At 71.7% G+C, this 26221-nt stretch carries 22 protein-coding genes; 19 read left to right on the top strand and 3 right to left on the bottom strand.

The features are described from left to right. Positions 1–75: 75 nt before the first annotated feature. The 11 genes from KBZ10_RS21430 to dapD all read left to right on the top strand — a co-directional run bounded on the left by KBZ10_RS21430 (position 76) and on the right by dapD (position 11614). Entirely contained in the window at positions 76–966 is an 891-nt protein-coding gene (locus tag KBZ10_RS21430) for an ArsR family transcriptional regulator (RefSeq protein WP_210989315.1), read from the top strand. Further along, on the top strand, positions 963–2384 hold the full coding sequence (gene sufB, locus KBZ10_RS21425; protein ID WP_210989314.1) for a Fe-S cluster assembly protein SufB: 1422 nt from the start codon (positions 963–965) through the stop codon (positions 2382–2384). The genes KBZ10_RS21430 and sufB overlap by 4 nt, the downstream gene beginning before the upstream one ends. A gap of 121 nt (positions 2385–2505) precedes the next feature. After that, positions 2506–3678, top strand: coding sequence for a Fe-S cluster assembly protein SufD (gene sufD / locus KBZ10_RS21420; RefSeq protein WP_210989313.1), 1173 nt, complete (start codon positions 2506–2508; stop codon positions 3676–3678). Next, positions 3678–4025: a non-heme iron oxygenase ferredoxin subunit gene (locus tag KBZ10_RS21415; RefSeq protein ID WP_210989312.1), complete on the top strand. Its 348-nt coding sequence runs from the start codon at positions 3678–3680 to the stop codon at positions 4023–4025. Before sufD ends, KBZ10_RS21415 begins: the two co-directional genes overlap by 1 nt. A 7-nt stretch (positions 4026–4032) precedes the next feature. Continuing rightward, a complete protein-coding gene (gene sufC, locus KBZ10_RS21410; RefSeq protein WP_210989311.1) occupies positions 4033–4788 on the top strand; it encodes a Fe-S cluster assembly ATPase SufC in 756 nt (251 codons plus the stop codon). Positions 4789–4793: 5 nt separating this feature from the next. Next, positions 4794–6065 carry a cysteine desulfurase gene (locus KBZ10_RS21405; protein WP_210989310.1) on the top strand — a complete coding sequence of 424 codons (1272 nt, stop codon included), beginning with the start codon at positions 4794–4796 and terminating at the stop codon, positions 6063–6065. 31 nt (positions 6066–6096) lie between these two features. Further along, the gene (gene sufU / locus KBZ10_RS21400; protein ID WP_210989309.1) at positions 6097–6561 is read left to right on the top strand and encodes a Fe-S cluster assembly sulfur transfer protein SufU; all 465 of its coding nucleotides are present in this window, start codon (positions 6097–6099) and stop codon (positions 6559–6561) included. Next, positions 6558–6893: a metal-sulfur cluster assembly factor gene (locus KBZ10_RS21395; protein ID WP_210989308.1), complete on the top strand. Its 336-nt coding sequence runs from the start codon at positions 6558–6560 to the stop codon at positions 6891–6893. Before sufU ends, KBZ10_RS21395 begins: the two co-directional genes overlap by 4 nt. Positions 6894–7453: 560 nt before the next feature. Continuing rightward, positions 7454–9187 carry a DUF262 domain-containing protein gene (locus KBZ10_RS21390; RefSeq protein ID WP_210989307.1) on the top strand — a complete coding sequence of 578 codons (1734 nt, stop codon included), beginning with the start codon at positions 7454–7456 and terminating at the stop codon, positions 9185–9187. 46 nt (positions 9188–9233) lie between these two features. Further along, a complete protein-coding gene (locus KBZ10_RS21385) occupies positions 9234–10493 on the top strand; it encodes a type II toxin-antitoxin system HipA family toxin (RefSeq protein ID WP_210989306.1) in 1260 nt (419 codons plus the stop codon). Between the two features lie 131 nt (positions 10494–10624). Continuing rightward, positions 10625–11614 (top strand): 2,3,4,5-tetrahydropyridine-2,6-dicarboxylate N-succinyltransferase, encoded by a 990-nt coding sequence (dapD, locus tag KBZ10_RS21380; protein WP_210989305.1) that lies wholly within the window; start codon positions 10625–10627, stop codon positions 11612–11614. Between the two features lie 254 nt (positions 11615–11868). On the opposite strand, the gene KBZ10_RS21375 is transcribed toward dapD, so the two are convergent. Both KBZ10_RS21375 and KBZ10_RS21370 read right to left on the bottom strand, forming a co-directional pair. Next, complete coding sequence (locus KBZ10_RS21375) at positions 11869–12327, bottom strand: DUF6069 family protein (protein ID WP_210989304.1); 459 nt, start codon at positions 12325–12327, stop codon at positions 11869–11871. Positions 12328–12618: 291 nt separating this feature from the next. Further along, a complete protein-coding gene (locus KBZ10_RS21370; RefSeq protein ID WP_210989303.1) occupies positions 12619–14475 on the bottom strand; it encodes an endonuclease/exonuclease/phosphatase family protein in 1857 nt (618 codons plus the stop codon). Positions 14476–14773: 298 nt separating this feature from the next. Here KBZ10_RS21370 and KBZ10_RS29660 point away from each other — a divergent pair, with 298 nt between their 5' ends. Both KBZ10_RS29660 and KBZ10_RS21360 read left to right on the top strand, forming a co-directional pair. Then, the gene (locus KBZ10_RS29660; protein ID WP_247702740.1) at positions 14774–16642 is read left to right on the top strand and encodes a hypothetical protein; all 1869 of its coding nucleotides are present in this window, start codon (positions 14774–14776) and stop codon (positions 16640–16642) included. 185 nt (positions 16643–16827) lie between these two features. Beyond that, positions 16828–18285, top strand: coding sequence for an alkaline phosphatase PhoX (locus tag KBZ10_RS21360; protein ID WP_210989302.1), 1458 nt, complete (start codon positions 16828–16830; stop codon positions 18283–18285). Positions 18286–18680: 395 nt separating this feature from the next. Here KBZ10_RS21360 and KBZ10_RS21355 read toward each other — a convergent pair whose 3' ends face one another. Beyond that, positions 18681–19901, bottom strand: a complete 1221-nt coding sequence (locus KBZ10_RS21355; protein ID WP_210989301.1) for a TerD family protein — start codon at positions 19899–19901, stop codon at positions 18681–18683. Between the two features lie 381 nt (positions 19902–20282). Here KBZ10_RS21355 and KBZ10_RS21350 point away from each other — a divergent pair, with 381 nt between their 5' ends. From KBZ10_RS21350 to KBZ10_RS21325, 6 genes are all read left to right on the top strand, one after another. After that, entirely contained in the window at positions 20283–21044 is a 762-nt protein-coding gene (locus KBZ10_RS21350; protein ID WP_210989300.1) for a DeoR/GlpR family DNA-binding transcription regulator, read from the top strand. Between the two features lie 204 nt (positions 21045–21248). Beyond that, a complete protein-coding gene (locus KBZ10_RS21345) occupies positions 21249–22607 on the top strand; it encodes a sugar ABC transporter substrate-binding protein (RefSeq protein WP_210989299.1) in 1359 nt (452 codons plus the stop codon). After that, positions 22604–23581, top strand: a complete 978-nt coding sequence (locus KBZ10_RS21340) for a carbohydrate ABC transporter permease (protein ID WP_210989298.1) — start codon at positions 22604–22606, stop codon at positions 23579–23581. The genes KBZ10_RS21345 and KBZ10_RS21340 overlap by 4 nt, the downstream gene beginning before the upstream one ends. Continuing rightward, entirely contained in the window at positions 23578–24513 is a 936-nt protein-coding gene (locus KBZ10_RS21335) for a carbohydrate ABC transporter permease (RefSeq protein ID WP_210989297.1), read from the top strand. The genes KBZ10_RS21340 and KBZ10_RS21335 overlap by 4 nt, the downstream gene beginning before the upstream one ends. After that, a complete protein-coding gene (locus KBZ10_RS21330) occupies positions 24510–25499 on the top strand; it encodes a zinc-dependent alcohol dehydrogenase family protein (RefSeq protein ID WP_210989296.1) in 990 nt (329 codons plus the stop codon). The genes KBZ10_RS21335 and KBZ10_RS21330 overlap by 4 nt, the downstream gene beginning before the upstream one ends. A 181-nt stretch (positions 25500–25680) precedes the next feature. Beyond that, on the top strand, positions 25681–26124 hold the full coding sequence (locus KBZ10_RS21325) for an NUDIX hydrolase (RefSeq protein ID WP_210989295.1): 444 nt from the start codon (positions 25681–25683) through the stop codon (positions 26122–26124). Positions 26125–26221: the final 97 nt, after the last annotated feature.

Below are 26221 nucleotides of genomic sequence, written 5' to 3'. Positions count from 1 at the left end.
CTTAGTGATCGAGCCCACGTGGCCGCCCACCGGCGCCGGTTGTCGCCGGCGGCGGAATTACGCAACAATGGCGTTGTGAAAAACGTGAGCGAAGAGCGGAAGGCGGCGGCGGTCCCGGAGACCGCCCCCTCGCCCCTGCCCGCGCACGACGAGCCGCGCTCCACCCGCAACCGCGTCGCGCGCTCCATCCTCGACCACGGCCCGTCCACGGCCGCCGAGCTCGCCGGCCGGCTGGTGCTGACCCAGGCGGCCGTCCGCCGTCATCTCGACGCCCTGCTCGCCGAGGGCCTCGTCGAGCCCCGTGACCGGCGGGTCTACGGCTCGCGCGGACGCGGCCGGCCCGCGAAGGCCTTCGCGCTCACCGACGACGGCCGCGACGCCTTCGACCAGGCGTACGACTCCCTCGCCGCCGACGCGCTGCGCTGGATCGCGCAGCAGGCGGGCGGCGGCGAGAAGGGCGAGGCCGCGGTCTCGGCCTTCGCCCGTGCCCGGCTGGCCGCACAGGCCGCCGGCTACCGCAAGGTCATCGAGGGCGTGGCCCCCGAGCAGCGCACCGAGGCCCTGGCCAGGGCGCTGACCGCCGACGGATACGCTGCCGCTGCGCGCAGCGCGCCGGTCGGCGAGCAGCTCTGCCAGCACCACTGCCCGGTCGCTCACGTCGCCGAGCGGTTCCCGCAGCTCTGCGAGGCGGAGACCGAGGTCTTCTCGGACCTGCTCGGCACCCATGTGCAGCGGCTGGCCACCATCGCCCACGGCGACGGGGTCTGCACCACCTTCGTCCCCAAGGGCGGCGCTCCCCCGGGGGGCGGCCCGGGCGGCCCGAAGGCGAAGAGCGGCCGCACCAGGGGCGGTGCCCCCCGCGCCGGGAGGACCGACGGCGCCGACGGCGGCCCGGGCCGCCCGCACCGCACCACCACCAGGACCACCACAGCATCCGCAAGCACGGCCGGGAGGAACCCCGCATGACGCTCCCCACGGAGACCGCCCACCCCGAACTCGAGGGCCTGGGCACCTACGAATACGGCTGGTCCGACCCCGACGCCGCCGGAGCGGCGGCCAAGCGCGGACTGTCCGAGGAGGTCGTCCGCGACATCTCGGCGAAGAAGAACGAGCCGGAGTGGATGCTGAAGCTGCGGCTCAAGGGTCTGCGGCTGTTCGGCAAGAAGCCCATGCCGACCTGGGGCTCCGACCTCAGCGGCATCGACTTCGACAACATCAAGTACTTCGTCCGCTCCACCGAGAAGCAGGCCACCAGCTGGGAGGACCTGCCCGAGGACATCAAGAACACCTACGACCGGCTGGGCATCCCGGAGGCCGAGAAGCAGCGCCTCGTCGCCGGTGTCGCCGCCCAGTACGAGTCCGAGGTCGTCTACCACCAGATCCGCGAGGACCTGGAGGAGCAGGGCGTCCTCTTCCTGGACACCGACACGGCGCTCCGGGAGCACCCGGAGCTGTTCCAGGAGTACTTCGGCACGGTCATCCCGGCCGGCGACAACAAGTTCGCCGCGCTCAACACGGCCGTGTGGTCCGGCGGTTCCTTCATCTACGTGCCGAAGGGCGTGCACGTGGAGATCCCGCTCCAGGCCTACTTCCGGATCAACACCGAGAACATGGGCCAGTTCGAGCGGACGCTGATCATCGTCGACGAGGACGCCTACGTCCACTACGTCGAGGGCTGCACCGCCCCGATCTACAAGTCCGACTCGCTGCACAGCGCCGTCGTCGAGATCATCGTGAAGAAGGGCGCCCGCTGCCGCTACACGACGATCCAGAACTGGTCGAACAACGTCTACAACCTGGTCACCAAGCGCGCCGTGGCCTACGAGGGCGCGACCATGGAGTGGGTCGACGGCAACATCGGCTCCAAGGTCACGATGAAGTACCCGGCCGTGTACCTCATGGGTGAGCACGCCAAGGGCGAGACCCTGTCCATCGCCTTCTCCGGCGAGGGCCAGCACCAGGACGCGGGCGCCAAGATGGTCCACATGGCCCCCAACACCTCCTCGAACATCGTCTCCAAGTCGGTGGCGCGGGGCGGCGGCCGGACCTCCTACCGGGGCCTGATCGAGATCGGCGAGGGCGCCGCGGGCTCCAAGTCCAACGTCCTCTGCGACGCCCTGCTGGTGGACACCGTCTCCCGCTCGGACACCTACCCCTATGTGGACGTCCGCGAGGACGACGTGTCCATGGGCCACGAGGCGACGGTCTCCAAGGTCAGCGAGGACCAGCTCTTCTACCTGATGAGCCGCGGTCTCTCCGAGGACGAGGCCATGGCGATGATCGTGCGCGGCTTCGTCGAGCCGATCGCGCGCGAGCTGCCCATGGAGTACGCGCTGGAGCTGAACCGGCTGATCGAACTGCAGATGGAGGGCGCGGTCGGCTGATCCCGGCCGGCGCCGTCCGGGCCCCCGCCGTCCCGTGCCCGTCCGACCGGGTGCGGGGCGGCGGCCGCCCACAGACCTTGAGCGATCACAATCAGGCAGAAAGTGAGCAGTACGACTAGCCATGGCTGACAACATCCCGGTGGGCAGCACCACGGAAGGTGCCATTCAGGTGGGCGGTGACCATCCCGCCGACGCCCGGGTGAGCGCGCCCGCCTCCTATGACGTGGCGGACTTCCCCGTGCCGCACGGCCGCGAGGAGGAGTGGCGGTTCACCCCGCTGGAGCGTCTCCGCGGACTGCACGACGGCACCGCCGTGGACGACGGCGGCGTCCGCTACGAGGTCTTCACCCCCGCCGAGGCCACCCAGGAGCGGGCCGGGCGGGACGACCCCCGGCTGGGCCGGGCCGGCAAGCCCGTCGACCGGGTCGCCGCCCAGGCGTACAGCTCCTTCGAGAAAGCCACGGTCGTCACCATCCCCAAGGAGACCGTGCTCTCCGAGCCGGTACGGATCTCCGTGCACGGGCAGGGCGGCACCGCCTACGCCCACCACGTCATCGAGGTCGGCGCCTTCGCCGAGGCGGTCGTCGTCCTCGACCACACGGGTGACGCCACGTTCGGCGGCAACGTCGAGTACGTCCTCGGGGACGGGGCCAAGCTCACCGCCGTCTCCGTCCAGGACTGGGACGGCACGGCCGTGCACGCCGGACAGCACACCGCGCTGGTCGGCCGCGACGCCACCTTCAAGTCCGTGATCGTCACCTTCGGCGGCGACCTGGTCCGGCTCCACCCGCGGATCAACTACGCGGGCCCCGGCGGCGAGGCCGAGCTCTACGGTCTGTACTTCACCGACAACGGCCAGCACCAGGAGCACCGGCTCTTCGTCGACCACGCCATCCCGCACTGCCGCAGCAACGTCGTCTACAAGGGCGCGCTGCAGGGCGAGGACGCGCACGCCGTCTGGATCGGCGACGTCCTCATCCGCGCGGCGGCCGAGGGCACCGACACCTACGAACTCAACCGGAACCTCGTCCTCACCGACGGCGCCCGGGTGGACTCGGTCCCCAATCTGGAGATCGAGACCGGTGAGATCCTCGGCGCCGGCCACGCCTCGGCCACCGGCCGCTTCGAGGACGAGCAGCTGTTCTACCTGATGGCCCGCGGCATTCCCGCCGACGAGGCCCGCCGGCTGGTCGTCCGCGGCTTCTTCGCCGAGCTGGTCCAGCAGATCAACCTCCCCGAGCTGCAGGAACGGCTGCTGGAGAAGATCGACGCGGAGCTGGAGGCGTCGGTCTGATGGCCCCCGGCACCGGTACCGAGTTCGTCCGGGTCTGCGGGCTGTCCGAGCTGGAGGAGGACACCCCCAGGCGGGTGGAGATCGGCGGCACCCCCGTCTCGGTCGTCCGGACCGAGGGAGAGGTGTACGCGATTTACGACATCTGCTCGCACGCGAACGTCTCGCTCTCCGAGGGCGAGGTCGAGGACTGCCAGATCGAGTGCTGGCTGCACGGCTCGCGGTTCGACCTGCGCTCCGGCAAGCCCTCCGGCCCGCCCGCCACCCGCCCCGTCCCCGTATACCCCGTAAAGATCGAAGGAGACGGCCCCGACGCGGCTGTGCTCGTCTCCGTCACCCAGGAGTCCTGAGGCATCCATGGCAACGCTTGAAATCCACGACCTGCACGTCTCCGTCGAGGTCGAGAACGGCACGAAGGAGATCCTGTCCGGGGTCGACCTGACCGTGAAGCAGGGCGAGACGCACGCCATCATGGGCCCCAACGGCTCCGGCAAGTCCACCCTCGCCTACTCCCTCGCGGGCCACCCCAAGTACACCGTGACCCGCGGGACCGTCACCCTCGACGGCGAGGACGTCCTGGAGATGTCCGTCGACGAGCGGGCCCGCGCCGGCCTCTTCCTCGCCATGCAGTACCCGGTCGAGGTCCCCGGCGTCTCCGTCTCCAACTTCCTCCGCACCTCCGCCACCGCCGTCCGCGGCGAGGCCCCCAAGCTGCGCACCTGGGTGAAGGAGGTCAAGGGAGCCATGGAGCGGCTGAACATGGACCCGGCCTTCGCCGAGCGCAACGTCAACGAGGGCTTCTCCGGCGGTGAGAAGAAGCGCCACGAGATCCTTCAGCTGGAGCTGCTCAAGCCGAAGGTGGCGATCCTCGACGAGACCGACTCCGGTCTGGACGTGGACGCGCTGCGCACCGTCTCCGAGGGCGTCAACCGCGTCCGCGAGACCGGCGAGACCGGCACCCTGCTGATCACGCACTACACCCGCATCCTGCGGTACATCAAGCCCGACCACGTGCATGTGTTCGCCAAGGGCCGGATCGCCGAGTCCGGCGGCCCGGAGCTGGCCGACAAGCTCGAGGCCGAGGGCTACGAGGCCTACACGAAGGAGGCCTGAGCCGAGTGACACAGCTGCCGGGCCTCCTCACGGCGTCGTCGTACGACGTGGAGGCGATCCGCAAGGACTTCCCCCTCCTGGACCGCACGGTCCACGACGGGAGGAAGATCGTGTACCTGGACAACGCGGCCACCTCGCAGAAGCCGCGCCAGGTCCTCGACGCGCTGAACGCGTACTACGAGCGCCACAACGCCAATGTGCACCGCGGTGTGCACGTGCTCGCGGAGGAGGCCACGGCGCTGTACGAGGGCGCCCGTGACAAGGTCGCCGCGTTCGTCAACGCCCCCAGCCGCGACGAAGTGATCTTCACCAAGAACGCCTCGGAGTCGCTCAACCTCGTCGCCAACATGCTGGGCTGGGCCGACGAGCCCTACCGCGTGGACAGCGACACCGAAATCGTCATAACGGAGATGGAGCACCACTCCAACATCGTTCCGTGGCAGCTGCTCGCGCAGCGCACCGGCGCGAAGCTGAAGTGGTTCGGCCTCACCGACGACGGCCGGCTCGACCTGTCGGAGATCGACCGGATCATCACCGAGAAGACCAAGGTCGTCTCGTTCACCCTGGTCTCCAACATCATGGGCACCGTCAACCCGGTGGAGCAGATCATCCGCCGGGCCCAGGACGTCGGCGCGCTCACCGTCATCGACGCCTCCCAGGCCGCCCCGCACATGCCGGTGGACGTGCAGGCGCTCCAGGCCGACTTCGTGGCCTTCACCGGCCACAAGATGTGCGGCCCGACCGGCATCGGCGTGCTCTGGGGCCGGCAGGAGCTGCTGGAGGACCTGCCGCCGTTCCTGGGCGGCGGCGAGATGATCGAGACGGTGTCGATGCACCAGTCGACCTACGCCCCGGCGCCGTACAAGTTCGAGGCGGGTACGCCCCCGATCGCGCAGGCCGTCGGCCTCGGCGCGGCCGTGGACTACCTCTCCTCGATCGGCATGGACAAGATCGCGGCCCATGAGCACACCATCACCGAGTACGCCGTCCGCCGGCTCCGGGAGGTCCCGGACCTGCGGATCATCGGCCCGGTGACGGCCGAGGACCGCGGCGCGGCGATCTCCTTCACGCTCGGCGACATCCACCCGCACGACGTGGGCCAGGTCCTCGACGAGCAGGGCATCGCCGTGCGGGTCGGCCACCACTGCGCGCGGCCCGTCTGCCTGCGGTACGGAATTCCCGCGACCACGCGGGCGTCGTTCTATCTGTACTCCACCCCGGCCGAGGTCGACGCCCTGGTCGACGGCCTGGAGCACGTACGGAACTTCTTCGGCTGACGGACTGACGGACGGACGAGGGCTGACTGCTGTGAAGCTGGATTCCATGTACCAGGACGTCATCCTGGACCACTACAAGCACCCCCACGGGCGCGGTCTGCGCGAGGGCGACGCCGAGGTGCACCACGTCAACCCGACGTGCGGGGACGAGATCACCCTGCGCGTGCGGCTCGACGGCGAGACCATCGAGGACGTCAGCTACGACGGCCAGGGCTGCTCCATCAGCCAGGCCAGCGCCTCGGTGCTCAACGAACTGCTGGTCGGCAAGGAGCTCGCCGAGGCGCGGAGGATCCAGGAGACCTTCCTGGAGCTGATGCAGTCCAAGGGCAGGCTGGAGCCCGACGACGCGATGGAGGAGGTGCTGGAGGACGCGGTCGCGTTCGCCGGCGTCTCGAAGTACCCGGCGCGCGTGAAGTGCGCCCTGCTCTCCTGGATGGCCTGGAAGGACGCCACGGCGCAGGCACTGGGCGACGAGTCAGTGAAGGAGTCGGCATGACCGAGACCGCACAGAGCACCAAGCCCGCGAGCGAGGAGGAGGTCCGCGAGGCCCTCTACGACGTCGTCGACCCGGAGCTGGGCATCGACGTCGTCAACCTCGGCCTGATCTACGGCATCCACGTCGACGACTCCAACGTCGCCACCATCGACATGACGCTGACCTCGGCGGCCTGCCCGCTGACCGACGTCATCGAGGACCAGGCGAAGTCGGCCACCGACGGGATCGTCAACGAGCTGCGGATCAACTGGGTCTGGATGCCGCCGTGGGGCCCCGACAAGATCACCGACGAGGGCCGCGAACAGCTCCGCGCCCTGGGCTTCAACGTCTGACGCGGCGGCGCGGGCCCGCCCCGCCCAGCGGCGGAGCCCCCGGCGCACCCTCACCGCCCGGCCCGGCCCGCGGACTGTCCCGGGTCCGGGCCCTGGGCGGGGCGGGGAACGGCCGAGCGAGCACGGCAGGTCACGAAGGGTGCGGCCGGGGGCCGGGTCGCCGTTCGCCGTTGGAGCGCTCCGTCAACGGTCGACCAGGAACCGCGCTCTTCCGGCACACCGCGTCACGGGGTCCCGGCTCGAGCGCCACACCACACCGTTGAACTGCCGCCGCAGGTCGGGACCGGACCGCGTCCGCTCACTGGCGAGAACGGTCGGACCACATTTCACTCGGCATGCGAGTGATCACCACGCCCAGCCCTGGGCAACTGCCGGGTCCAGGGGCCTGTCGCAGACCGGCGAATCCAGACATGAGTGATCGGGACGGGACAGGCTCCGGCTTCTCTGCCCGAGTCTCATGCCCAGCGAAATCGACGGATCAGCCGCCACGGGGCATGAAACAATCACCTTGCCGCAGGCGCATATGGCCGGCCCCCCCGCATGCCCCCTTGGAGACAGCTATGACGACCGGTCCCGGAGGGCTCGAGGCGCAGCCCACTGCCACCACTTATGAGCTCGGAGACCTGGTCCCGCTCGCCTGGGGCGGACGGATCCGTGTACCCCACTTCCAGCGCGACTTCCGCTGGCAGAGTGAGGACGTATTGCGTCTGTTCGACAGCATCGTGAAGGGCTACCCCATCGGCAACCTGCTGTTGTGGGTACGCAGGCAGCAGCCGGAGCAGTTCATGCTGGGGCGACTCCGGCTGACGGCGCCGGCACATGACGAGTCGTTGTGGGTCGTGGACGGGCAACAGCGTCTGACAAGCCTGGCCAACGCCCTGAGTCCGGAGGGCCACCCCTACAAGCCCTTCAACGTGTACTACGACCTGGCTGCGAAGGAATTCGTGGAGAGTCCGCATTCTCCTGAGCCGCACCACGTCGCCCTGCCCGTCCTGTTTGATCTCAAAAGGCTGCTCACGTGGTTCCGGACCGATGGTCTGGCCGCTTCCGACTATTTCGACGAAGCCGAGCGCGTGGCCACCGCACTGAGGCAGTACAAGGTCCCCGCCTACCTGGTGCGGCAGGATGACAGAGCCGTCCTGACCGATATTTTCGATCGGATGAACAATTTCGGCCGCAAGCTGAACCGCGGCGAGATTTTTTCCGCACTGTACTCGGGTGAGGAGAAGGGCGCTGACGAACGCCTGACGCTGGCCAGGATTTCGGATAATGTCGCGGCCCGGACGGGCTTCGGCAGCATCGACATGGGCACCATCCTCGCGTCGGTTCTGGCACGGCGCGGCCCCGACCCGATGCGGGACATCCGTGTCGAGTTCTCTCCGGCTGGTCGCCGTACGCAGTCCGAGTTCCCCGACGAGGACGAGCTCACGGCTTTCTCCCAGGGGGAGGAAGCGCTGGTTCGAGCGGTCAACTTTCTGATCAGGGAAGCCGGCGTACCTCATATCGCCTTGCTGCCCTACAGGGCCCTGCTCGTGACCCTGACTCGGTTCTTTGCGCACTTTCCGGAGCCGGGGCCCAACAATCTCCGGTTGCTGCGGAGGTTGTATTGGCGGCTCTCGCTTGTCGGCCCCATGGTTTTCAGAGGAAGTTTCACGCAGTTCAGCCGCACCCTCGGCGGCAAGATTCGGCCAGGCGAAGAGGAAGGCTCACTCCGCGCCATGCTGGACACCATCTCTGGCGCAGAGCCCGTCGTGCCGAGCACTGACCGCTTCCGCACCAACGAAGCAACGACGAAGATCATCCTGAGCGCCTGGTGGTCCCTGGGGCCCCGTTCGCTCACCACGGGCGAGGTTCTGGACGCACAGAGCCTCAACACTCTGCTGCAGCAGGAGAGGACCGCGGCCAGCGCCGCCCCAATGATCTACCCCCGCCTCGGGGACCCACGGCCGAGGCTGTCGCCCGCCAATCGACTGTTCCTGCCCACGAGCATGGATCCCGTATCCGAGATCCCGGCAGCCATCGTGATGCAGCCCCTGGAGATCGACGACCGGACCTGGGACGCCGTCCTGGCCTCACACCAGCTCGACCGCGATGTCGCCGTATTGGCGGATCGGGACCGTGACGCCTTTCTCTCCTTGCGCCAGGAACGTATCCGGGAGCAGCTGGGCGATTTCATCAGCCGTATGGCGGAGTGGGGTTACGAAGACACTCCCACGCTGGATTCATTGAATTTGGACGACGAGTTCGACGAGCTCGAGGAGACGGATCTCCCTGCTGCTCCCGAAGGGTACTGATCGCGGCGCCGGGGCCGCCGTCTTCACGAAACGGACTACTTGCACGATGGGTCATCTCTCCGAGATCTACTATGCGGTTATCCTTCATGGGCTGCGTGTTGGCACGTTGTGTCAGAAAGGGGACTACACGCGCTTCGTCATGAGCGAGAGTTACTTGGAGGACCCGCAGCGATCCGTCCTCGGCTTGCGGTTCGAGGAGAACCTCAGAGCGCCCTACGCCTCGGCACTACGGTTGCCCAAGTGGTTCTCCAACCTTCTTCCCGAGGGGCCCCTCCGTGAATGGATCGCCGACGACCGAGGAGTCTCCCTTGACCGGGAAATGGAACTCCTGGCGCAAGTCGGCCACGACCTTCCCGGAGCTGTGCAGGTCCTGCGTGCAGAAGGACCGGAAGACGGCTGGGAATGGCAGGATCCTTTGACCGGCGGAGAACCTTCCGCGGAAGGAGTTGGCGGGCGCTCCCCGTGGCGCTTCTCCCTTGCAGGGGTAGCGCTGAAGTTCTCGATGCTTGCGCGCGGTGACCGGCTGACGGTCCCGACTTCCGGGGAGTTCGGCGACTGGCTGGTCAAGTTCCCCGACTACCGGCACGCGGATGTGCCGCGCAACGAATTCACCATCATGTCTCTCGCCGATTCAGTCGGCATCGATGTTCCAGATGTGCGTCTGCTCCATCGCGACCAACTCGACGGGCTGCCCGACCGTATGTGGCCGAACTCCGAGGAGTGGGCTTACGCAGTACGGCGCTTTGATCGTGCTCGGGACGGCAGCGGGTCACGGATTCATATTGAGGATCTTGCGCAGGTGCGAGACAAGTACCCGCAGGAGAAGTACATGTCGTCCTTCGAGACTGTCGCGGCCATGTCGTATCGAGGACAGGACGTGCGCTCTCTTCGCGAGGCTGTGCGCCGGATCGCGTTCTCCGTCGCTGTCGGGAATGGTGACGGGCATCTGAAGAATTGGTCCCTCATCTACCGAGACGGCCGTACGCCTTCCCTTTCACCAGCGTACGACCTGGTCTCAACGGTCCCCTATGCCCCTGGTGACGAGCCGGAGGACCTGGGCCTGAAGTTCGGCGGCAGTAAGCGCTTCGACCGGGTCAGGCTTTCCGCCTTCGAACGGCTTGAAGGCGCACTGGACCGAAAGTTCGGTGTTTCTGACGCTCATCTCGCAACCGTAGCGGCGGACACAGTTCGAGCAGTCCGTGAGCACTGGACTGCCCACGAAGAGACACTGGCGGCCAATCCTCCCCTCCGTGCGGCAGTGAGTACCTGGATCTCCGAGTCCACAGCTCGACTGCTCGGCACGTAGTGGGGCCGGTCATACCGGGTTGCCGTCCGCCCCGGGACGGAAACCGGGCGGTCCGCGAGAGGACGAGCGGGGTGACACCGGGCGCTGAGACCGGTTCGCGGGGGCGGAGCGGGACCGGTTAGCGTTCGGTCATGACCGATGCAGCCACCACCCGTAAGACCGGCGCGGCCGCCGCCGGGCTCGCCACCCTCGCCGCCGATGGCACCGTCCTCGACACCTGGTTCCCCGCCCCCGAGCTCACCGCCGAGCCCGGCCCGGCCGGGACCGAGCGGCTGACCCCGGAGCGCGCCGCCGAACTGCTGGGCGAGTCGGCGCCCAAGGCCCTGGGCCCCGACCCCCGCCGCGGCGTCGAGGTCATCGCCGTCCGCACCGTCGTCGCCTCGCTGGACGACAAGCCGGCCGACGCCCACGACGCCTACCTCCGGCTGCACCTGCTCAGCCACCGCCTGGTGAAGCCGCACGGCCAGAACCTCGACGGCATCTTCGGCCTGCTGGCCAATGTCGCCTGGACCAGCCTCGGCCCGGTCCCCGTCGACCAGGTCGAGCAGGTCCGCCTGGCGGCCCGCGCCGAAGGGCTGCACCTCGCCGTCACCAGCGTCGACAAGTTCCCCCGCATGACCGACTACGTCGCCCCGGCGGGCGTCCGCATCGCCGACGCCGACCGCGTGCGGCTCGGTGCCCACCTCGCCACCGGCACCACCGTGATGCACGAGGGCTTCGTCAACTTCAACGCCGGCACGCTGGGCCACTCCATGGTCGAGGGCCGGATCAGCGCCGGTGTGGTCGTCGGCGACGGCTCCGACATCGGCGGCGGCGCCTCGATCATGGGTACGCTCTCCGGCGGCGGCAAGCAGATCGTCTCCATCGGCGAGCGCTGCCTGCTCGGCGCCGAGGCCGGTATCGGCATCGCCCTCGGCGACGACTGCGTCGTGGAGGCCGGCCTCTACGTCACCGCGGGCACCCGGGTCAGCCTCCCGGACGGCGCCGTCGTCAAGGCCGTGGAGCTCTCCGGCGCCCACAACCTCCTCTTCCGCCGCAACTCCACCACCGGCAAGGTCGAGGCCCTCCAGCGCACCGGCTCCTGGGGCGGACTCAACGCGGCCCTGCACAGCAACGACTGACCGGCGGCAGCCTGCACGGCACATGCCGTACGACGGCCCGTGCGGCCCGGTGGATCACGGGCCGCACGGGCCGCAGGCATCCCGGCCCGCGGACTGGTGGCCCCGCATGCCGGGGCGTGTATGCGCCGGTCCTGCCGTGGCTCCCGCCGCATCTTGTGGCGATCACGCCGGGAGGGGGGTCCGTCGTGGGTATCGGGGGTCGGTCCGTTCCGCGCCATCGCCCGGAGAGGAGCGGGCGTCCACGGTTCACGGCACTACAGGAGCCGGTGCCGGCGGTGGAGCTCCAGGGCGATGACGACCGTCACACCGAGGGTGATGTGCATCAGGGACAGCGCGGCGACGGTGCCACCATCGGCGCCGGACGACAGGGGGCCGGCGACCGACAACAGCGCCAGGCCACCGCCCGTGTACTGCGCGATCCGCAGGAAGAGCAGTTTCCACAGGGACAGCAACAGGGCAGCGCCCGTCCCGGCGACCAGTGGGACGACTGAGGCGCCTATGACGCCCCCGACCGTGATCGGATGCTCTTCGCCGCCGTCGACGACGACAAGCGAGGCGCCGGCCAGCTGGGCGACGGCAAGGATGATCAGATTGACGACGGCCGCACAGACCGCGCCGGTGACCAGTGTCTTCCACCAGGTGAGGCCGGAGTGGTGGACCGGGGATGCGTCGGGCACAGCGGGGCCGGGGTTCTGAACGGTATTGCTCGACATGGGACCTTCTCCAGTGTGTGAGGTCGTGCCGCCTCCGGGCGGGCGCCGGCGGCGCGTACGAGGAAGCCTCCAACCTGAACCACACGTGAGGTCAACACCCGTCTGTGCGAGGTCCCGTGGTGCGACGGTGGATCTTCTCCCTCCAGCGGCAGGACGGCGCGCTGTTCACCGCCACCGGCCGCGCCGAACGTCACCTCGAAGAGCTGGATCCCGGTGTTCACCCGGCGCCGGGGCCGCCGGGGACCGTCCCGGGCCACCACCCTTCCGTGGCGGTGACCCGGGACGCCGTGGTCAGGGGCGGAAGCGGAGGACCTGGGGGTCGTGGTCGCTCGCCTGGTCGGCGAACTCCGCGTTGATGTGGACGATGTCGTAGTCCGCGTGGCGGACCGCACGGCTGGTGAGCATGTGGTCCAGCACCTGGGAGTTGCCGTTGTAGACGTAGCCGTAGCGCTCGTCGCGGGGCAGGCGGTCCACCAGGTCGGTGAGCGTCCGGCCCCGGTCGGTGAGGGCTTCCACGGTCGGCGAGAAGTTGAAGTCGTTGATGTCGCCGGCGACCACGACCTTCGCCTTGCGGTCCAGCTCCAGCAGCGACTTGACCCAGCCGCCGACCAGCTTCGCCTGAGCGATGCGCTGGGTCTCCGAGGAGCGGACCGGGGGCTGGAAGCGGCCGTCGAGCGCCTGGTCGCCGCCCTTGCTGGCGAAGTGGTTGGCGACGACGAAGACCGGCTCGCCGCGGAAGCGGAACTCGGCCGCGAGGGGCTTGCGGCTGTCCTCCCAGGCGGCGTTCTCCGGGCGGATCCGGCCGGGGTTGGCGGAGAGGCCGACCTCGCCGTCCGCGCCGCGCAGCGGGACGGCGGAAGTTGCCGCGTCGCCGCCCGGGACGTCGGGGAAGGAGACCCGCTCGGGGTTGTAGAGGAAGGCCACCCGGATGTTGCCGCCGGGCTGGCCGCCGTCCTGGTCGTCGGCCGGGTCGATCTGGCGCCACGCGTAGGAGGGCCCGCCCGCGGCGGCGATGGCCTCGGTCAGCTTCCGCAGCGTGGCGTCGGCGCTCACCACCGCGTCGTTCGTGGGGCCGTTGTCGTCCTGGACCTCCTCCAGGGCGACGATGTCCGGGGAGGCGAGGTGGTGGACCAGGGCCTCGGCGAGCCGGGTGAACTTCTCGTCCGGGTTCTTCGGGGAGAGGTTCTCCACGTTGTACGTGGCGACGGACAGCTCGTCCGCCCGCTGCGGCCGGGTCCGCTCCCGCTCCGGGCCGTTGTCCTCCAGCGCGCCGAGCTCGGTGGCCTGGAGCTCGTAGCCGCCGTACTGGTCGTAGTCCAGCGGTCCGGCGGTGGTGCCGGTGAGCCGGTCGCCGACATCGGCCTGCGGGAACGGGCGTTCGGCGAACGGGATGAGGGAGGCGACCTTCACCCGGGCGCCGTTCTGGTCGCGGTACGAGGCGTAGAGCGTGCCGCCGCGCGCGGTGGGGTTCTCCCGCGGATCGGCCGTCACCCACAGCTCGTTGTAGCGGCTGCTCGGGCCGACCACCCCGGCGTCGGAGACCTGGACGCGCATGCCCTCCAGCGACTCGTGACGGTCCAGCGCGTAGCGGTGCGGACGGAGCGGCAGATGCTCGATGCTGCCGCCGCCGCGCGCCTCGGGGGCGTAACGGTTCGGCACCGAGGCGCCGTTGAGCCGGAAGGCGGCGGGGAGGGCGTTGCCGGAGGACTCCACCGTCCAGGTGGCGCCGGAGATCTGGGTGACGGACTGGAGCCCGCGGTCCTTCCCGCCCGGGTAGTACTCGCCGACGGTGCCGGAGAGCAGCACCGCGTCGCCCACCGCCACGGCCGGGGTCTTGGAGCCGGTGAAGACGAACACGCCCTCGCTGGTGGCCGGATCGCGGTCCGGCCGCGGGTCCTGCACCCAGAAGCCGCGCGCGGAGCCGAAGGCGCGGACCGCGGTGACGACGCCGGGGACGTCGGTGACCCGCTCGCCGTCGTACGGGGAGAGCCGGGTGTTCCCCTGGATGTCGTGGATGCGCGGCTGTGCCGCCTCGGCCTGCTGTGGCGCGGCCAGCAGTCCGGCCGCGAGCGCGGTGACGGCCACCGTGCCCAGCACGGCGGTTCGGCGGAGCGGACGGGCTGCGGTGGACGGGGCTATCGGGTCCATCGGTTCTCCGGATGGTGAGGTCGGACGGAGGGCGGGCCCGCCTCCCCGCGGTCACGCGCGGGACGGGCGGAGCGGGCCCGCGCCGCCGGATCGGAGGCGGGGGAACGGGAGTTCGGCACCCGCACTGTTTCTACGCGCGTCAATCTCCGGCGTCCGCACCCCCGTTGTCAAGGGACCACCGGTGTACACGGGCGGACACCACGGTGAACGGACAGGAAGGGCCCATATCGGTCTAGGCTTTGTGCGGCGCGCCCGACGCGGGCGGTGCGGACCCCAGCATCCCGAGGAGAAGTCGCCCATGCCCGGAGACCGTTCCGTCATGCCGCCGCTCCGGCTGCCCTCCGAGGCCGAACTCGCGCGCCAGGCACTGACGGCACCCCTCCTCGCCCGCGCCGTGCGGCTCGCCCGCCGGCTGGGGGACGGGGTGCCGACGGAGGCGGACGGGCAGCCGGAACGCGCCGGACTGCTGCGCCTGGCCGGGGAGTTGGGACTCGACGGCGATCCGGACGGGCTCGCGGCCACCCGCGCGGCATGGCGGCTCGCCGCCGCCACCGGCCTGCTGCGGACCTCCGGGGAGGGCGGCGCGGACGCCGGGACACCGGCCGGCGCGGGCCGGGCGGGCGCGGCAGGCACGGGCCTGCGGGCCGTCCCCGGCGAGAAGGCCGCCCGGGTCACCGGCGGGAGCCCGCGCGAGATCCTGGAGCTCTGGCGGAGCGGACTGGAGACCGTGCTCGCGGAGGCGGAGGCGGAGGCGGAGGCGAAGGCGGAGGCGGAGAGCGGGACGGGGAACGGGCCGGAGCGCGCGGCGTGGAGCGGAACCGGGCCCGCCGAGGCGGGGACGCCCGCAGGCGCCGGTCACTCCGCGCCCGCCGCGAACGGCACCGGAACCGGCACGGGAACCGGCACCGGGAGCGGCACCGCCAAGGCGAGAACGTCCGCGGGTCCGGGCGCGGCCATCCCGTCCGGCACCGGGATGGGCACCGCGACCGCCGGGGCGGGGGCATCCGCATCCGCGGGCACGGCCGCCTCGATCGGCTCCGGCGCCCGCGTCGGCGCCGGACCCGGCCGCCCCTCCGGCGGGGCCGCCGGGAGCCTCGACCGCGTCCTCGCCGCGCTCTATGCCCTCACCGCCCTGGAGGGCCGCGCCCTCGGCGACCCCGGGCGGAGCTTCGTACCGCTGCCCGCGCTCGCCGCCACGGTCATCGTGCCCGAGGGCATGACGGAACCCACCGACGCCGTACTGGAGGAGGTGTCGGAGGAGGTCATGCGGCTGGACCACTGCTTCCGGCTGCTGGAGCCCCTCGGGCTCGTCGAGTACCGGCCCGTCGACGCGAGCCTCATCGAGGAGCTGGACGGGAACGGGGACGGGGCGGGGGCCGAAGCCGGGGCCGGCGAACCGGCGGACGGCACGGTCACCGCGGACGGCACGGTCACCGCTGTCGCAACGGACGCCGTCGCTCCGGCCGTTGCCGGGCACGCCGCTCCGGCCGGCGGCCGGGACGACGCCGCCGCCCGCTACGGCATGGTCCGGCTGACCGCCCTCGGCGCCCACGGCGTGCGGGCCCGGCTGCTCGACGCGGGCATCACCGCGCCGCTCACCGGCGACCTCGCCGGACAGGGCGCGGAAACCCTGCTGGACACCGTCACCGGCTACCCGGAGCCCGCGGCCCGGGCCGAGGTCGAGGAGTGGCTGCTCCGGCGCGAGCCCGTCGCCGCCGCCCGTGAACTCCTCGCCGCGGGCCGGGGCGACGACCCGGCCGCACCGCTGCGCCGGCTCGGCTGCCAGCAGGCGCTGGCCCTGATCGGCCGGGAGGCCGAGCCCGCGCTGCGCGAGGTGCTGGACGACCGGCACCTCGGCGGCCTCGCCCGGGTCTGGCTGGCGGAGCACGGGGCGGCCGGAGTGCCGGAGCCCTCGGAGGAGATGGTCTTCTGGCTGACCGTCGACACCCTCGCCGCCCAGCTCGGCGCGGACGGCGACTCCGCCGAACTGGAGGAGCTGGTCCTCGGGCTGGTCGGGCAGCACGGCGCCTTCTTCGACACGGCCTGGCGGGTGGACCACCCGGCCACCGGGGAGGTCCTGGAGGCGATGGGACGGCTGCACCCCGACCGCGCCGTGGCGAAAGCGGCCCGCCAGGCGGCGTACAAGGCCCGCTCGCGGGGGCGGTGAGCCGGCCTCTCTCGTGCGGGGTGGCCGGGGTGGTGTCCTCGCCGGCCGGCGGAACCCCGTCTTCCGGGCCGTCGGATCGCCCAATGGACGAACGGCCGTCGGGCGGTGTTCAGCCGCTGTTCGGCGGCGCCGGGCACCGTGGTTCCCGTAGCGCAGGGGATCGTCCGGCGACGCAGGAGATGAAGATGCCGCTCACCCGCAGGGATTTCGCGAGAGGGTCCGCCTACACCGGTGCGGGCGTGGTGCTCGCCGGCAGCGTCGGCGTGCTGGCCGGCGCGCCCGACGCCATCGGCATCGGCGGCCGGGACGGGGAGTCCGGGGCCGCCGGCGCGGACCGGCACCCCCCGCACGGCGTCGGCTACGGCCCGCTGCGGGACGACCCCGGCGGCATCGTCGCGCTGCCCGAGGGCTTCTCGTACCGCGTCATCTCCCGCACCGGCGTCACCGAGCTGGAGTCCGGCGAGCCGACCCCCGCGAACCAGGACGGCACCGCCGCCTTCGCCGGCCCGCGCGGCACGACCCTGCTCGTCGTCAACCACGAGATCGACGGCCCGCGCGCGGAGACCGAGCACCCCGTGCCGCTCGCCGACGGCCTCGTCTACGACCCCGCCGCGCCCGGCGGCTGCACCGTGGTCGAGGTCCGCCGCGGCGGCGAGGTGGCCCAGTGGGTCGGCATCGCCGGCACCGCCGACAACTGCTCCGGCGGCCGTACCCCCTGGAACACCTGGCTGACCTGCGAGGAGAACTCCGACCGGGCCGGCGAGAACGGGATGACGAAGGACCACGGCTATGTCTTCGAGGTCGATCCCCTCGACCGGCGCGCCAACCGCGACCCGAAGCCCGTCAAGGCCCTGGGCCGCTACGACCACGAGGCCGTCGTCATCGACCCCCGGCGCGGGCACGTCTATCTGACGGAGGACGACGACGAGCCCAACGGCCTCTTCTACCGCTGGGTCCCGCCGAAGGGCTTCGAGCACGGCCGCGGCCGGCTCCGCACGCTCGCCGGCGACGCGGGCGTCCTCCAGGCCCCCAAGTGCTTCGACTCCGGCGGCCGTTTCGTCGACGACCTCTCCCGGGCGACCAGGGCCGGCACCGTCTACGGCGTCGACTGGGTGGACGTGCCCGACCGTGACGCACGGACCGTTCCCGTGCGCAAGCAGTTCGGGGACGGGAGCGTCACCCGGGGCCGCAAGCTGGAAGGCATGTGGTGGGCGGACGGCGGGGCGTACTTCGTCTCCTCCTACGCCCGCGAGGAGAGCCCAGGGCGGCCGCACGACGGCCAGGTCTGGTTCTACGACCCGCGGCGCCGGACCCTCACCCTCAAGGTGATCCTCGGCGTCAACGACCGGCCCTTCGAGGAGGGCGCCTTCGACGGCCCCGACAACATCACCGTCTCGCCGTACGGCGGGCTGATCATCGCCGAGGACGGCGAGGGAATCCAGCACCTCTTCGGCGCCACGGACAGCGGCCGGACGTATCCGATCGCCCGGAACGAGGTGAACATCGGCACCGCGGAGGAGCCGGAGTTCAGCGAGTTCACCGGCGTGGTCTTCTCACCCGACGGCAAGACGCTGTACGCCCACATCCAGGAGCCCGGGATCATGCTCGCCATCACCGGCCCCTGGCGCCGCCAGCCCCGCTGACGCCCTGTGGCCTCCGGCCCGGGATGACGCGGGCCGGGGCGCCGGATGCCGGGCATCCGGCGCTGCCCGGCCCCGTCCGTGACGCCCGGGCCCCCCGGCCCCGGACGCCCGGCCCCGCCCGGGGCCTCGCTGCGGTCCCGCGCCCGCTCCGGGCACGGGCCGGGCGTCCGGTCACCCGTACGCATGGGGGTGCGGGCGGCCGGTGGGCGGCGGACTCGGCCGGGACCGGGTTCCGAGGCGGCGCGACGACCGCCGTTCCGCGCTCCGCTGCCCGAAGGCCCGGTACCGCCCGCTGCCCGCCCTTCCGATGCCGCCCGCCGCCTCGGCGCCGCAGAAGACGGTCCGGCGTCAACTGCCGTGCCGCGTACGGCGGCGGGCGGGCGAGCGGCGCCGCCCTAGAGGGCCCTGCCGCCCGGCTTCACCATGCCGCGCACCGTGCGGGAATCCACGTACTCACCCATCGCCGTCATCTCCCACTCGCCCGAGAACTGCCGGATGAGCTTGCACATCATCACGCCCGTGCGGGGCTCGGCCCCCGTCAGATCGAAGCGCACCAGCTCCTGCCCCGCGCCGTCCAGCAGTCGGCAGTACGCCTTCGACACCTCGGTGAACTTCTGCCCGGAGAAGGAGTTCACCGTGAACACCAGCCCCGTGACCTGCGGCGGCACATCGCCCAGATGCACGGTGATCACTTCGTCGTCACCGCCGCCCTCGCCGGTGAGGTTGTCGCCGGAGTGCTGGATGACGCCGTTCAGGATCGCGAGCTTGCCGAAGTAGCAGGCGTCGATCTTCTTGCGGTCCGGGCCGTAGGCGATCACGGAGGCGTCGAGGTCGATGTCCTTGCCCCGGTAGGCCGGCTCCCAGCCGAGGCCCATCCGCACGGAGGTCAGCAGCGGGCGGCCGCCCTTCACCAGGGAGACCGTCTCGTTCTTCCGCAGGCTGACCCGGCCCTTGTCCAGGTTGATCTTCCCGGTGCCGGGGGCCGGAGCGCCCGGGGCCGGAGTGGCCGCCGGAGCGGCCGGCGCCGCGGGCGCGGGCCGCGCGGGCGCCGCCGGAGGCGGGGGAGGCGTGGTGGCGGCCGGCGGGGGAGCGGGCTGCGCGGCGGGGGCGGCGGGCTCCTCCACGCTCACCCCGAAGTCGGTGGCGATGCCCGCCAGTCCGTCGGCGTAGCCCTGCCCGACGGCCCGCACCTTCCAGGCGCCGCCCCTGCGGTAGACCTCGACCACCACGAGGGCCGTCTCCGGGCCGAGGCGCGGCGGCGTGAACGCGGCGAGCACCGCGCCGTCGTCGGCGTTGCGGACCGTGGCCGTCGGCTCCGTGCCGGCGAAGGTCGCCCCCGGGGCGTCGAGACTGGCCGTCACGACCACCTTGTCGATGCCGGCCGGTACGGCGCCGGTGTCGACGGTGATGGTGTCGGGCGCGGCGCCGCCACCGCCGCGGTGGGTGACACCGGGGCCGGTGGGCTGGTTGTAGAAGACGAAGTCGGCGTCGGAGCGGACCTTGCCGTCGGCGGTCAGCAGCAGGCCCGACACGTCGAGCCGCGCCGGTGCGGTGACGTCCACCGCCACACGGGGGACGGAGAGCGGGATGTTCGAGCCGGGGGTCATTGCGGTCATGCCGGGGTAACGAGCGGCCCGGCTTTACGGTTCCATTACCTACCCGTCCGGCGGGGGAGTGCTCCCGTCCGGCCGCCGTCCCCGCCCCGTCACGGGCAGCCGCCCGGACGACGTGGCGGGCAAACGGGCACCGGGCGGGCATCCGGATCCACCGCCCGGGCACCGGCTCCGGCGGCGGCCGGCCCGTCCCACCTGGTGGAACCGTTCCGGCCGGCCGGCGGGACCGGGCACATCCGGGCAGGATCGCCGCCCGCAGCAACCTGGCCGGGCCCTCGCGGGCCCTGTACAAATCTCCTCACGGCCCGCACCGGCCACCTGCTCCGCGGGAGACCCCCGGGAGCCGGGCCGGGCCGGGCCCGGGCGAGCAGAGGAGGTGCGCCGGTGAACGCCGAGGAACGGCAGCGGGAGATCGTGGCCCTGGCCCGGGACACGGGCGCGGTGGACGTCACCGGGCTCGCCGAGAAGCTGGCCGTCGCCAAGGAGACCATCCGCCGTGATCTGCGCGTTCTGGAGGACCACGGGCTGGTGCGGCGCACCCATGGCGGCGCCTACCCCGTGGAGACCCCGGGGTTCGAGACGACGCTCGCCTTCCGCGCCACCCTCCACGTGCCGGAGAAGCGGCGGATCGCCGCCGCCGCGGCCGAGCTGATCGGCGAGGCCGAGACCCTGTTCATCGACGAGGGTTTCACCCCGCAGCTCATCACCGAGGCGCTGCCCCGCGACCGGTCGCTGACCGTCGTCACCACCTCCCTGGCCACCGCCGGGACGCTGGCCGCGCGGGACAACACCACCGTGCTCCTGCTGGGCGGCCGGGTGCGCGGCGGCACCCGGGCCACGGTCGGCCACTGGGCGACCCGGATGCTCTCCGGGTTCGTCATCGACCTGGCGTTCGTCGGGGCCAACGGCATCTCCCGCCGCCACGGCCTGACCACACCCGACCCGGTGGTCGGCGAGGTGAAGGCGACGGCGGTGCGGGTGGCGCGGCGCCGGGTGCTCGTCGGAGCGCACACCAAGTTCGGGGCCGTGGGCTTCTGCCGCTTCGCGGAGGTCTCCGACGTCGAGGCGATCGTCACCGGCACCGCCCTGCCGCCCTCCGAAGCCCACCGCTACTCGCTCCTGGGACCGCAGGTCATCCGCGTCTGACCGGCGGCCGGACCCGCAACGGCGCGAAAACCCGCACCGGTACACCGTCCGCGGCCCACCCACCGCGGGCGGTACGGCACCGCACGCCCGCGCACCCCGCCCCGCACGTACGCCGGCTCCCCTCCGCGGGCAGACCGCGATCAGCCCGTCCCCGTCCCCATCCCCGTCCCCGTCCCCGTCCCGATCCCCGGCAAGGAGTCCGACATGCGACGCAGAAAGATCCGGAACCCGGCACACGCTCTGATCGCCACCGCCGTGGCGGGCTCTCTCCTGGCGGCCTGCGCCGGAGCCGGCGGTGCCTCCTCGGAGGACGGCACGATCAATGTGCTGATGGTCAACAACCCGCCGATGAACGACCTGCGGAAGCTCACCGCCGAACACTTCACGAAGGAGACCGGCATCGAGGTCAACTTCACCGTGCTGCCGGAGAACGACGTCCGCGACAAGATCAGCCAGGACTTCTCCAGCCAGGCCGGCCAGTACGACATCGCCACCATCAGCAACTACGAGGCGCCGATCTACGCCGGCAACGGCTGGCTGCACGCCCTCGACTCCGCCGCGGCCGAGGACGAGGCGTTCGACCAGGACGACATCCTGGAACCGATGCGGCTGTCGCTCACCGGCGAGGACGGCAAGCTCTACGGCCAGCCCTTCTACGGCGAGTCGTCCTTCCTGATGTACCGCCGGGACGTCTTCGAGAAGCACGGGCTGACCATGCCGGAGCAGCCCACCTGGCGGGAGGTCGCGGACCTCGCCGAGGAGCTCGACACCGCCGAGCAGGGCATGAAGGGCATCTGCCTGCGCGGACTGCCCGGCTGGGGCGAGGTCATGGCACCGCTCACCACGGTCGTCAACACCTTCGGCGGCACCTGGTTCGACGCGGACTGGAACGCCCGGCTGACCTCCCCCGAGTTCACCGAGGCCACCGAGTTCTACGTGAACCTGGTGCGCGAGCACGGCGAGGCGGGCGCCGCCCAGGCCGGGTACGCCGAGTGCCTCAACAACATGACCCAGGGCAAGACCGCCATGTGGTACGACGCCACCGCCGGCGCCGGATCACTGGAGGCCGCCGGCTCCCCGGTGAAGGGCAAGATCGGCTACGTGCCCGCCCCGGTGGAGAAGACCGACAGCTCCGGCTGGCTCTACACCTGGGCGTGGGGCGTGCAGAAGGCCTCGGAGAACGCCGACGACGCCTGGAGGTTCATCTCCTGGGCCTCCGGCAAGGAGTACGAGGAACTGGTCGGCGAGGAGATCGGCTGGGCCGGCGTCCCGGCGGGCAAGCGCGCCTCCACCTACGAGCGCCCCGAGTACCGCGAGGCGGCCGGGGCCTTCTCCGAGGTGGCCCGGACCGCCATCGCCGGGGCCGACCCGCGCGACCCGGGCGTGCAGGAGCGGCCCGCGCCCGGCATCCAGTTCGTGGGCATACCGGAGTTCACCGACCTGGGCACCAAGGTCTCCCAGGAGATCAGCGCGGCCATCGCCGGACGCACGTCGGTGAAGCAGGCGCTGGCCGCCTCGCAGCGGCTGGCGGAGGCGGTCGGCGAGGAGTACAAGGGCCGATGACCGGACAGCTCTCCGCGGCCGCACCGCCGCCCGCCGCCGCCCCGCCCCGCGCGCCCGCGCGGGCCCCGGCCGCCCCCGCGCGGCTGCGGGCCTGGGCCACCCGCGCCCCGCTGCTGCCCGCCCTGGTCTTCCTGATCGCCGTCACCCAGCTCCCCTTCGCGGCGACGCTCGTCATCTCCCTCTTCGACTGGTACGCACTCGACCCCGGCGGCCGGGAGTTCACCGGGCTCGCCAACTACGGCACGGTGCTCTCCGATCCCCGGCTGCGGTCCTCCGTGGTCACCACGGCGGTGCTCACCGCGTCCGTGGTGCTGGCGAGCCTTCTCCTGGGGCTCGGCCTGGCGCTGCTGCTGGACCGGTCCTTCCGCGGCCGGGGCGTGGTGCGCACCCTGCTCATCGCCCCGTTCCTGGTCGTCCCCGTGGCCGCCGCGCTGCTGTGGAAACACGCCCTCTACAACCCCGAGTACGGGCTGTTCAACGGCGTCCTCGCCTGGCTGGGCGGGCTGTTCGGCGTGGAGGAGCCCGTCCAGCCCGACTGGCTCTCCGATATGCCGCTGCCCGCGGTGGCCGCGTCCCTGGTGTGGCAGTGGACGCCGTTCATGATGCTCATCCTGCTGGCCGGGCTGCAGAGCCGGCCGCTGGAGACGGCCGAGGCGGCCCGGCTGGACGGCGCCGGCTCCTGGCAGGTCTTCCGCCATCTGACGCTGCCGCACCTGCGGCGCTATCTGGAGCTGGGGGCCCTGCTGGGCTCCATCTACATCGTCCAGCACTTCGACGCGGTGTTCACCCTCACCGCCGGGTCGCTGGGCACCGCCAACCTGCCCTACACGATCTACCACACCTTCTACAAGGCCCACGAGTACGGCCTCGCCTCGGCGGCGGGGGTGCTCGTCGTCCTCGGCTCGATCGCCCTCGCCGTCTTCGCCCTGCGTGTGGTCTCGTCCCTGTTCGGTGAGGAGGCGTCCGGCTCATGACCGCCCCCGCTCCCGCTCCCGTGCCCGCTGCCCCCGCCGGGACCGCCGCGGCCGGCCCCGTCCGGCCCCCCGGCCGCACCGCCCCGCATCCCGCGGTGCGCCGTGCCCGGCGCCGGAACACCGCGCTCGGGGTGCTGGCCTGGCTCGCCGGGATCGTGTTCTTCCTGCCCGTCGCCTGGATGGTCCTCACCTCCCTGCACTCCGAGGCCGACGCCGCGACCAACCCGCCCTCGCTCGCCGCCCCGCTCACCCTGGACGGCTACCGCGAGTTCTTCACCGCCGGGGGAGCCGGCGCCGCCGGCCCCTGGCCGTCGTTGGCCAACTCGGCCATGGCGTCGTTGTTCTCCACCGCCGCGGTGCTGCTGCTGGCGTTCCCGGCGGCGTACGCGCTGTCGCTGCGGCCGGTGCGCAAGTGGCGGGACGTGCTGTTCTTCTTCCTGTCCACGAAGATGCTGCCGGTGGTCGCGGGGCTGCTGCCGGTGTATCTGTTCGCCCGGAACACCGGGCTGCTGGACAACATCTGGCTGCTCGTCCTCCTCTACACCTCGATGAACCTGCCGATCGCGGTGTGGATGATGCAGTCCTTCCTCTCCGAGGTGCCGGCCGCCCTCATCGAGGCGGCGCAGCTCGACGGGGCACGGCTGCCCACCGTCCTCGGCCGGGTGATCGCCCCGCTGACCGGTCCCGGCATCGCCGCCACGGCGCTGATCTGCTGCATCTTCAGCTGGAACGAGATGCTGTTCGCCCGGGTCCTCACCGGGGTGACCGCGCAGACCGCGCCGGTCTTCCTGACCGGTTTCATCACCAGTCAGGGGCTGTTCCTGGCCCAGGTGTGCGCCGCCTCCGTCGTCATCTCCCTGCCGGTGCTCGCCGCGGGGTTCGCCGCCCAGGACAAACTCGTCCAGGGCCTGTCCCTGGGAGCCGTCAAATGAGGGCCGCCGTCATCGAGTCGCCGGGCAGGGCCGTGCTGGCCACCGTCCCCGATCCCGTCCCCGGCCCCGGCGAGGTGGTCGTCGAGGTCGCCGCCTGCGGGCTGTGCGGCACCGATCTGCACATTCTGCAGGGCGAGTTCGCGCCCTCCCTGCCGCTGGTGCCGGGGCACGAGTTCGCCGGCGAGGTGGTCGCCACCGGCGGCGCGGCCGGTGGTCTCAAGGCCGGTGACCGGGTGGCGGTGGACCCCTCCCTGTACTGCCACGCGTGCCGCTACTGCCGCACCGGCCACGCCAATCTGTGCGACCGCTGGGCCGCCATCGGCGTGTCCGCGCCGGGCGGCGCGGCCGAGTACGCCCTCGCCCCGGCCGCCAACTGCGTGAAACTCCCGGACCACGTCGGCCTCCAGGACGCCGCGCTCATCGAGCCGCTGTCCTGCGCCGTGCGCGGCTACGACGTGCTGTCGGCGCGGATGGGCGCCCGGGTGCTGATCTACGGCTCCGGCACCATGGGCCTGATGATGCTGGAGCTGGCCAAGCGGACCGGGGCCGCGGGCGTCGACGTCGTCGACATCAGCCCCGAACGCCTCGCCACCGCCCGGACCCTGGGCTGCTCCGGTACGGCGGCGGCGGCCGGGGAGTTCGGCCGGCCCGGCGGCTGGGACGTCGTCATCGACGCCACCGGCAACGCCGCGGCGATCCAGGACGGCCTCGGGCGGGTCGCCAAGGCCGGCACCTTCCTGCAGTTCGGGGTCGCCGACTACGCGACGACCGCCGTCATCGAGCCGTACCGGATCTACAACCGCGAGATCACCATCACCGGCTCGATGGCGGTCCTGCACAGTTACGAGCGGGCCGCCGACCTGTTCGCGGCGGGCGTCATCGACCCCGGGGTCTTCATCAGCGACCGTCTGCCGCTGGAGGGTTACCCCGAGGCGCTGGAGCGGTTCGCGGCGGGGAAGGGGCGGAAGATCGTCGTCGTGCCGTGACCGGCCGCCGGGGCGGGGCGCCGGCCAACGGGTGTCCGGATCCGGACACCCGCCCCGGCGGCCCGGTCCCGGCCGGCGGCCCGGTCCCGGCCGGCGGCCCGGTCCCGGCCGGCGGCCCGGTCCCGGCCGGCGGCCCGGTCCCGGCCTGTGGACCGGCCCCTTCCGGCCGTAGAGTTCGGGAATGCGACAAGCACCGAAAGAATGCCTGGTCAGCGACGGCCGCGGCCTCACGCTGCACACGTTCCACCGCGTCCCCGAGGACACCCGCTTCGACGACGCCGCAGTGGATCTGTCCCTGGTGGCGCTGTGGCACGGGGACCGGCTGCTGATGGTCTACGAGCGGGACCGCGCCACCTGGGAGCTGCCCGGCGGCGGCATCGATCCCGGGGAGAGCCCGCGCGAGGCGGCGGTCCGCGAACTGGCCGAGGAGTCCGGCCAGGTCGCCGACGAGCTCCGTTTCACCGGCTACGGGCTCTACACCCTGGGGCGCAGCCAACGCCTGGTCTACGGGGCCGTCTACACCGGGCTGACCTCGGTGCCCCGCCCGTTCACCCCGAACGAGGAGATCGCCGCCATCCACTGGCGCGCCGCCGAGGAACCGTTCCTAATCAGTGAGCAGGAGTGAGTCTTGGACCCATACCTGGTCACTGCGGACACCCCGAACGGTTTTGGATGTCCTGGTCGCCCGCGTACTCGTCGCGTCCGGCGGCACGGATCGTGTC

The organism is Streptomyces sp. F63, from assembly GCF_018070345.1.
In the GTDB taxonomy this organism is placed as follows: Bacteria; Actinomycetota; Actinomycetes; order Streptomycetales; family Streptomycetaceae; genus Streptomyces.
The sequence above is the reverse complement of the archived record's forward strand: the minus strand, read 5'-3'. Positions and strand labels throughout refer to the sequence as shown.

Bases quoted from the DNA above. Each gene is read 5' to 3' on its own strand.
- KBZ10_RS21360 (WP_210989302.1), top strand. From the start codon at position 16,828: ATGCCGCTCACCCGCAGGGATTTCGCGAGAGGGTCCGCCTACACCGGT.
- KBZ10_RS21335 (WP_210989297.1), top strand. From the start codon at position 23,578: ATGACCGCCCCCGCTCCCGCTCCCGTGCCCGCTGCCCCCGCCGGGACC.
- KBZ10_RS29660 (WP_247702740.1), top strand. From the start codon at position 14,774: ATGCCCGGAGACCGTTCCGTCATGCCGCCGCTCCGGCTGCCCTCCGAG.
- KBZ10_RS21390 (WP_210989307.1), top strand. From the start codon at position 7,454: ATGACGACCGGTCCCGGAGGGCTCGAGGCGCAGCCCACTGCCACCACT.
- sufD (WP_210989313.1), top strand. From the start codon at position 2,506: ATGGCTGACAACATCCCGGTGGGCAGCACCACGGAAGGTGCCATTCAG.
- KBZ10_RS21355 (WP_210989301.1), bottom strand. From the start codon at position 19,901: ATGACCGCAATGACCCCCGGCTCGAACATCCCGCTCTCCGTCCCCCGT.
- KBZ10_RS21385 (WP_210989306.1), top strand. From the start codon at position 9,234: ATGGGTCATCTCTCCGAGATCTACTATGCGGTTATCCTTCATGGGCTG.
- dapD (WP_210989305.1), top strand. From the start codon at position 10,625: ATGACCGATGCAGCCACCACCCGTAAGACCGGCGCGGCCGCCGCCGGG.
- KBZ10_RS21375 (WP_210989304.1), bottom strand. From the start codon at position 12,327: ATGTCGAGCAATACCGTTCAGAACCCCGGCCCCGCTGTGCCCGACGCA.
- KBZ10_RS21340 (WP_210989298.1), top strand. From the start codon at position 22,604: ATGACCGGACAGCTCTCCGCGGCCGCACCGCCGCCCGCCGCCGCCCCG.
- KBZ10_RS21370 (WP_210989303.1), bottom strand. From the start codon at position 14,475: ATGGACCCGATAGCCCCGTCCACCGCAGCCCGTCCGCTCCGCCGAACC.
- sufB (WP_210989314.1), top strand. From the start codon at position 963: ATGACGCTCCCCACGGAGACCGCCCACCCCGAACTCGAGGGCCTGGGC.
- KBZ10_RS21330 (WP_210989296.1), top strand. From the start codon at position 24,510: ATGAGGGCCGCCGTCATCGAGTCGCCGGGCAGGGCCGTGCTGGCCACC.
- KBZ10_RS21325 (WP_210989295.1), top strand. From the start codon at position 25,681: ATGCGACAAGCACCGAAAGAATGCCTGGTCAGCGACGGCCGCGGCCTC.
- sufC (WP_210989311.1), top strand. From the start codon at position 4,033: ATGGCAACGCTTGAAATCCACGACCTGCACGTCTCCGTCGAGGTCGAG.
- KBZ10_RS21415 (WP_210989312.1), top strand. From the start codon at position 3,678: ATGGCCCCCGGCACCGGTACCGAGTTCGTCCGGGTCTGCGGGCTGTCC.
- KBZ10_RS21395 (WP_210989308.1), top strand. From the start codon at position 6,558: ATGACCGAGACCGCACAGAGCACCAAGCCCGCGAGCGAGGAGGAGGTC.
- KBZ10_RS21345 (WP_210989299.1), top strand. From the start codon at position 21,249: ATGCGACGCAGAAAGATCCGGAACCCGGCACACGCTCTGATCGCCACC.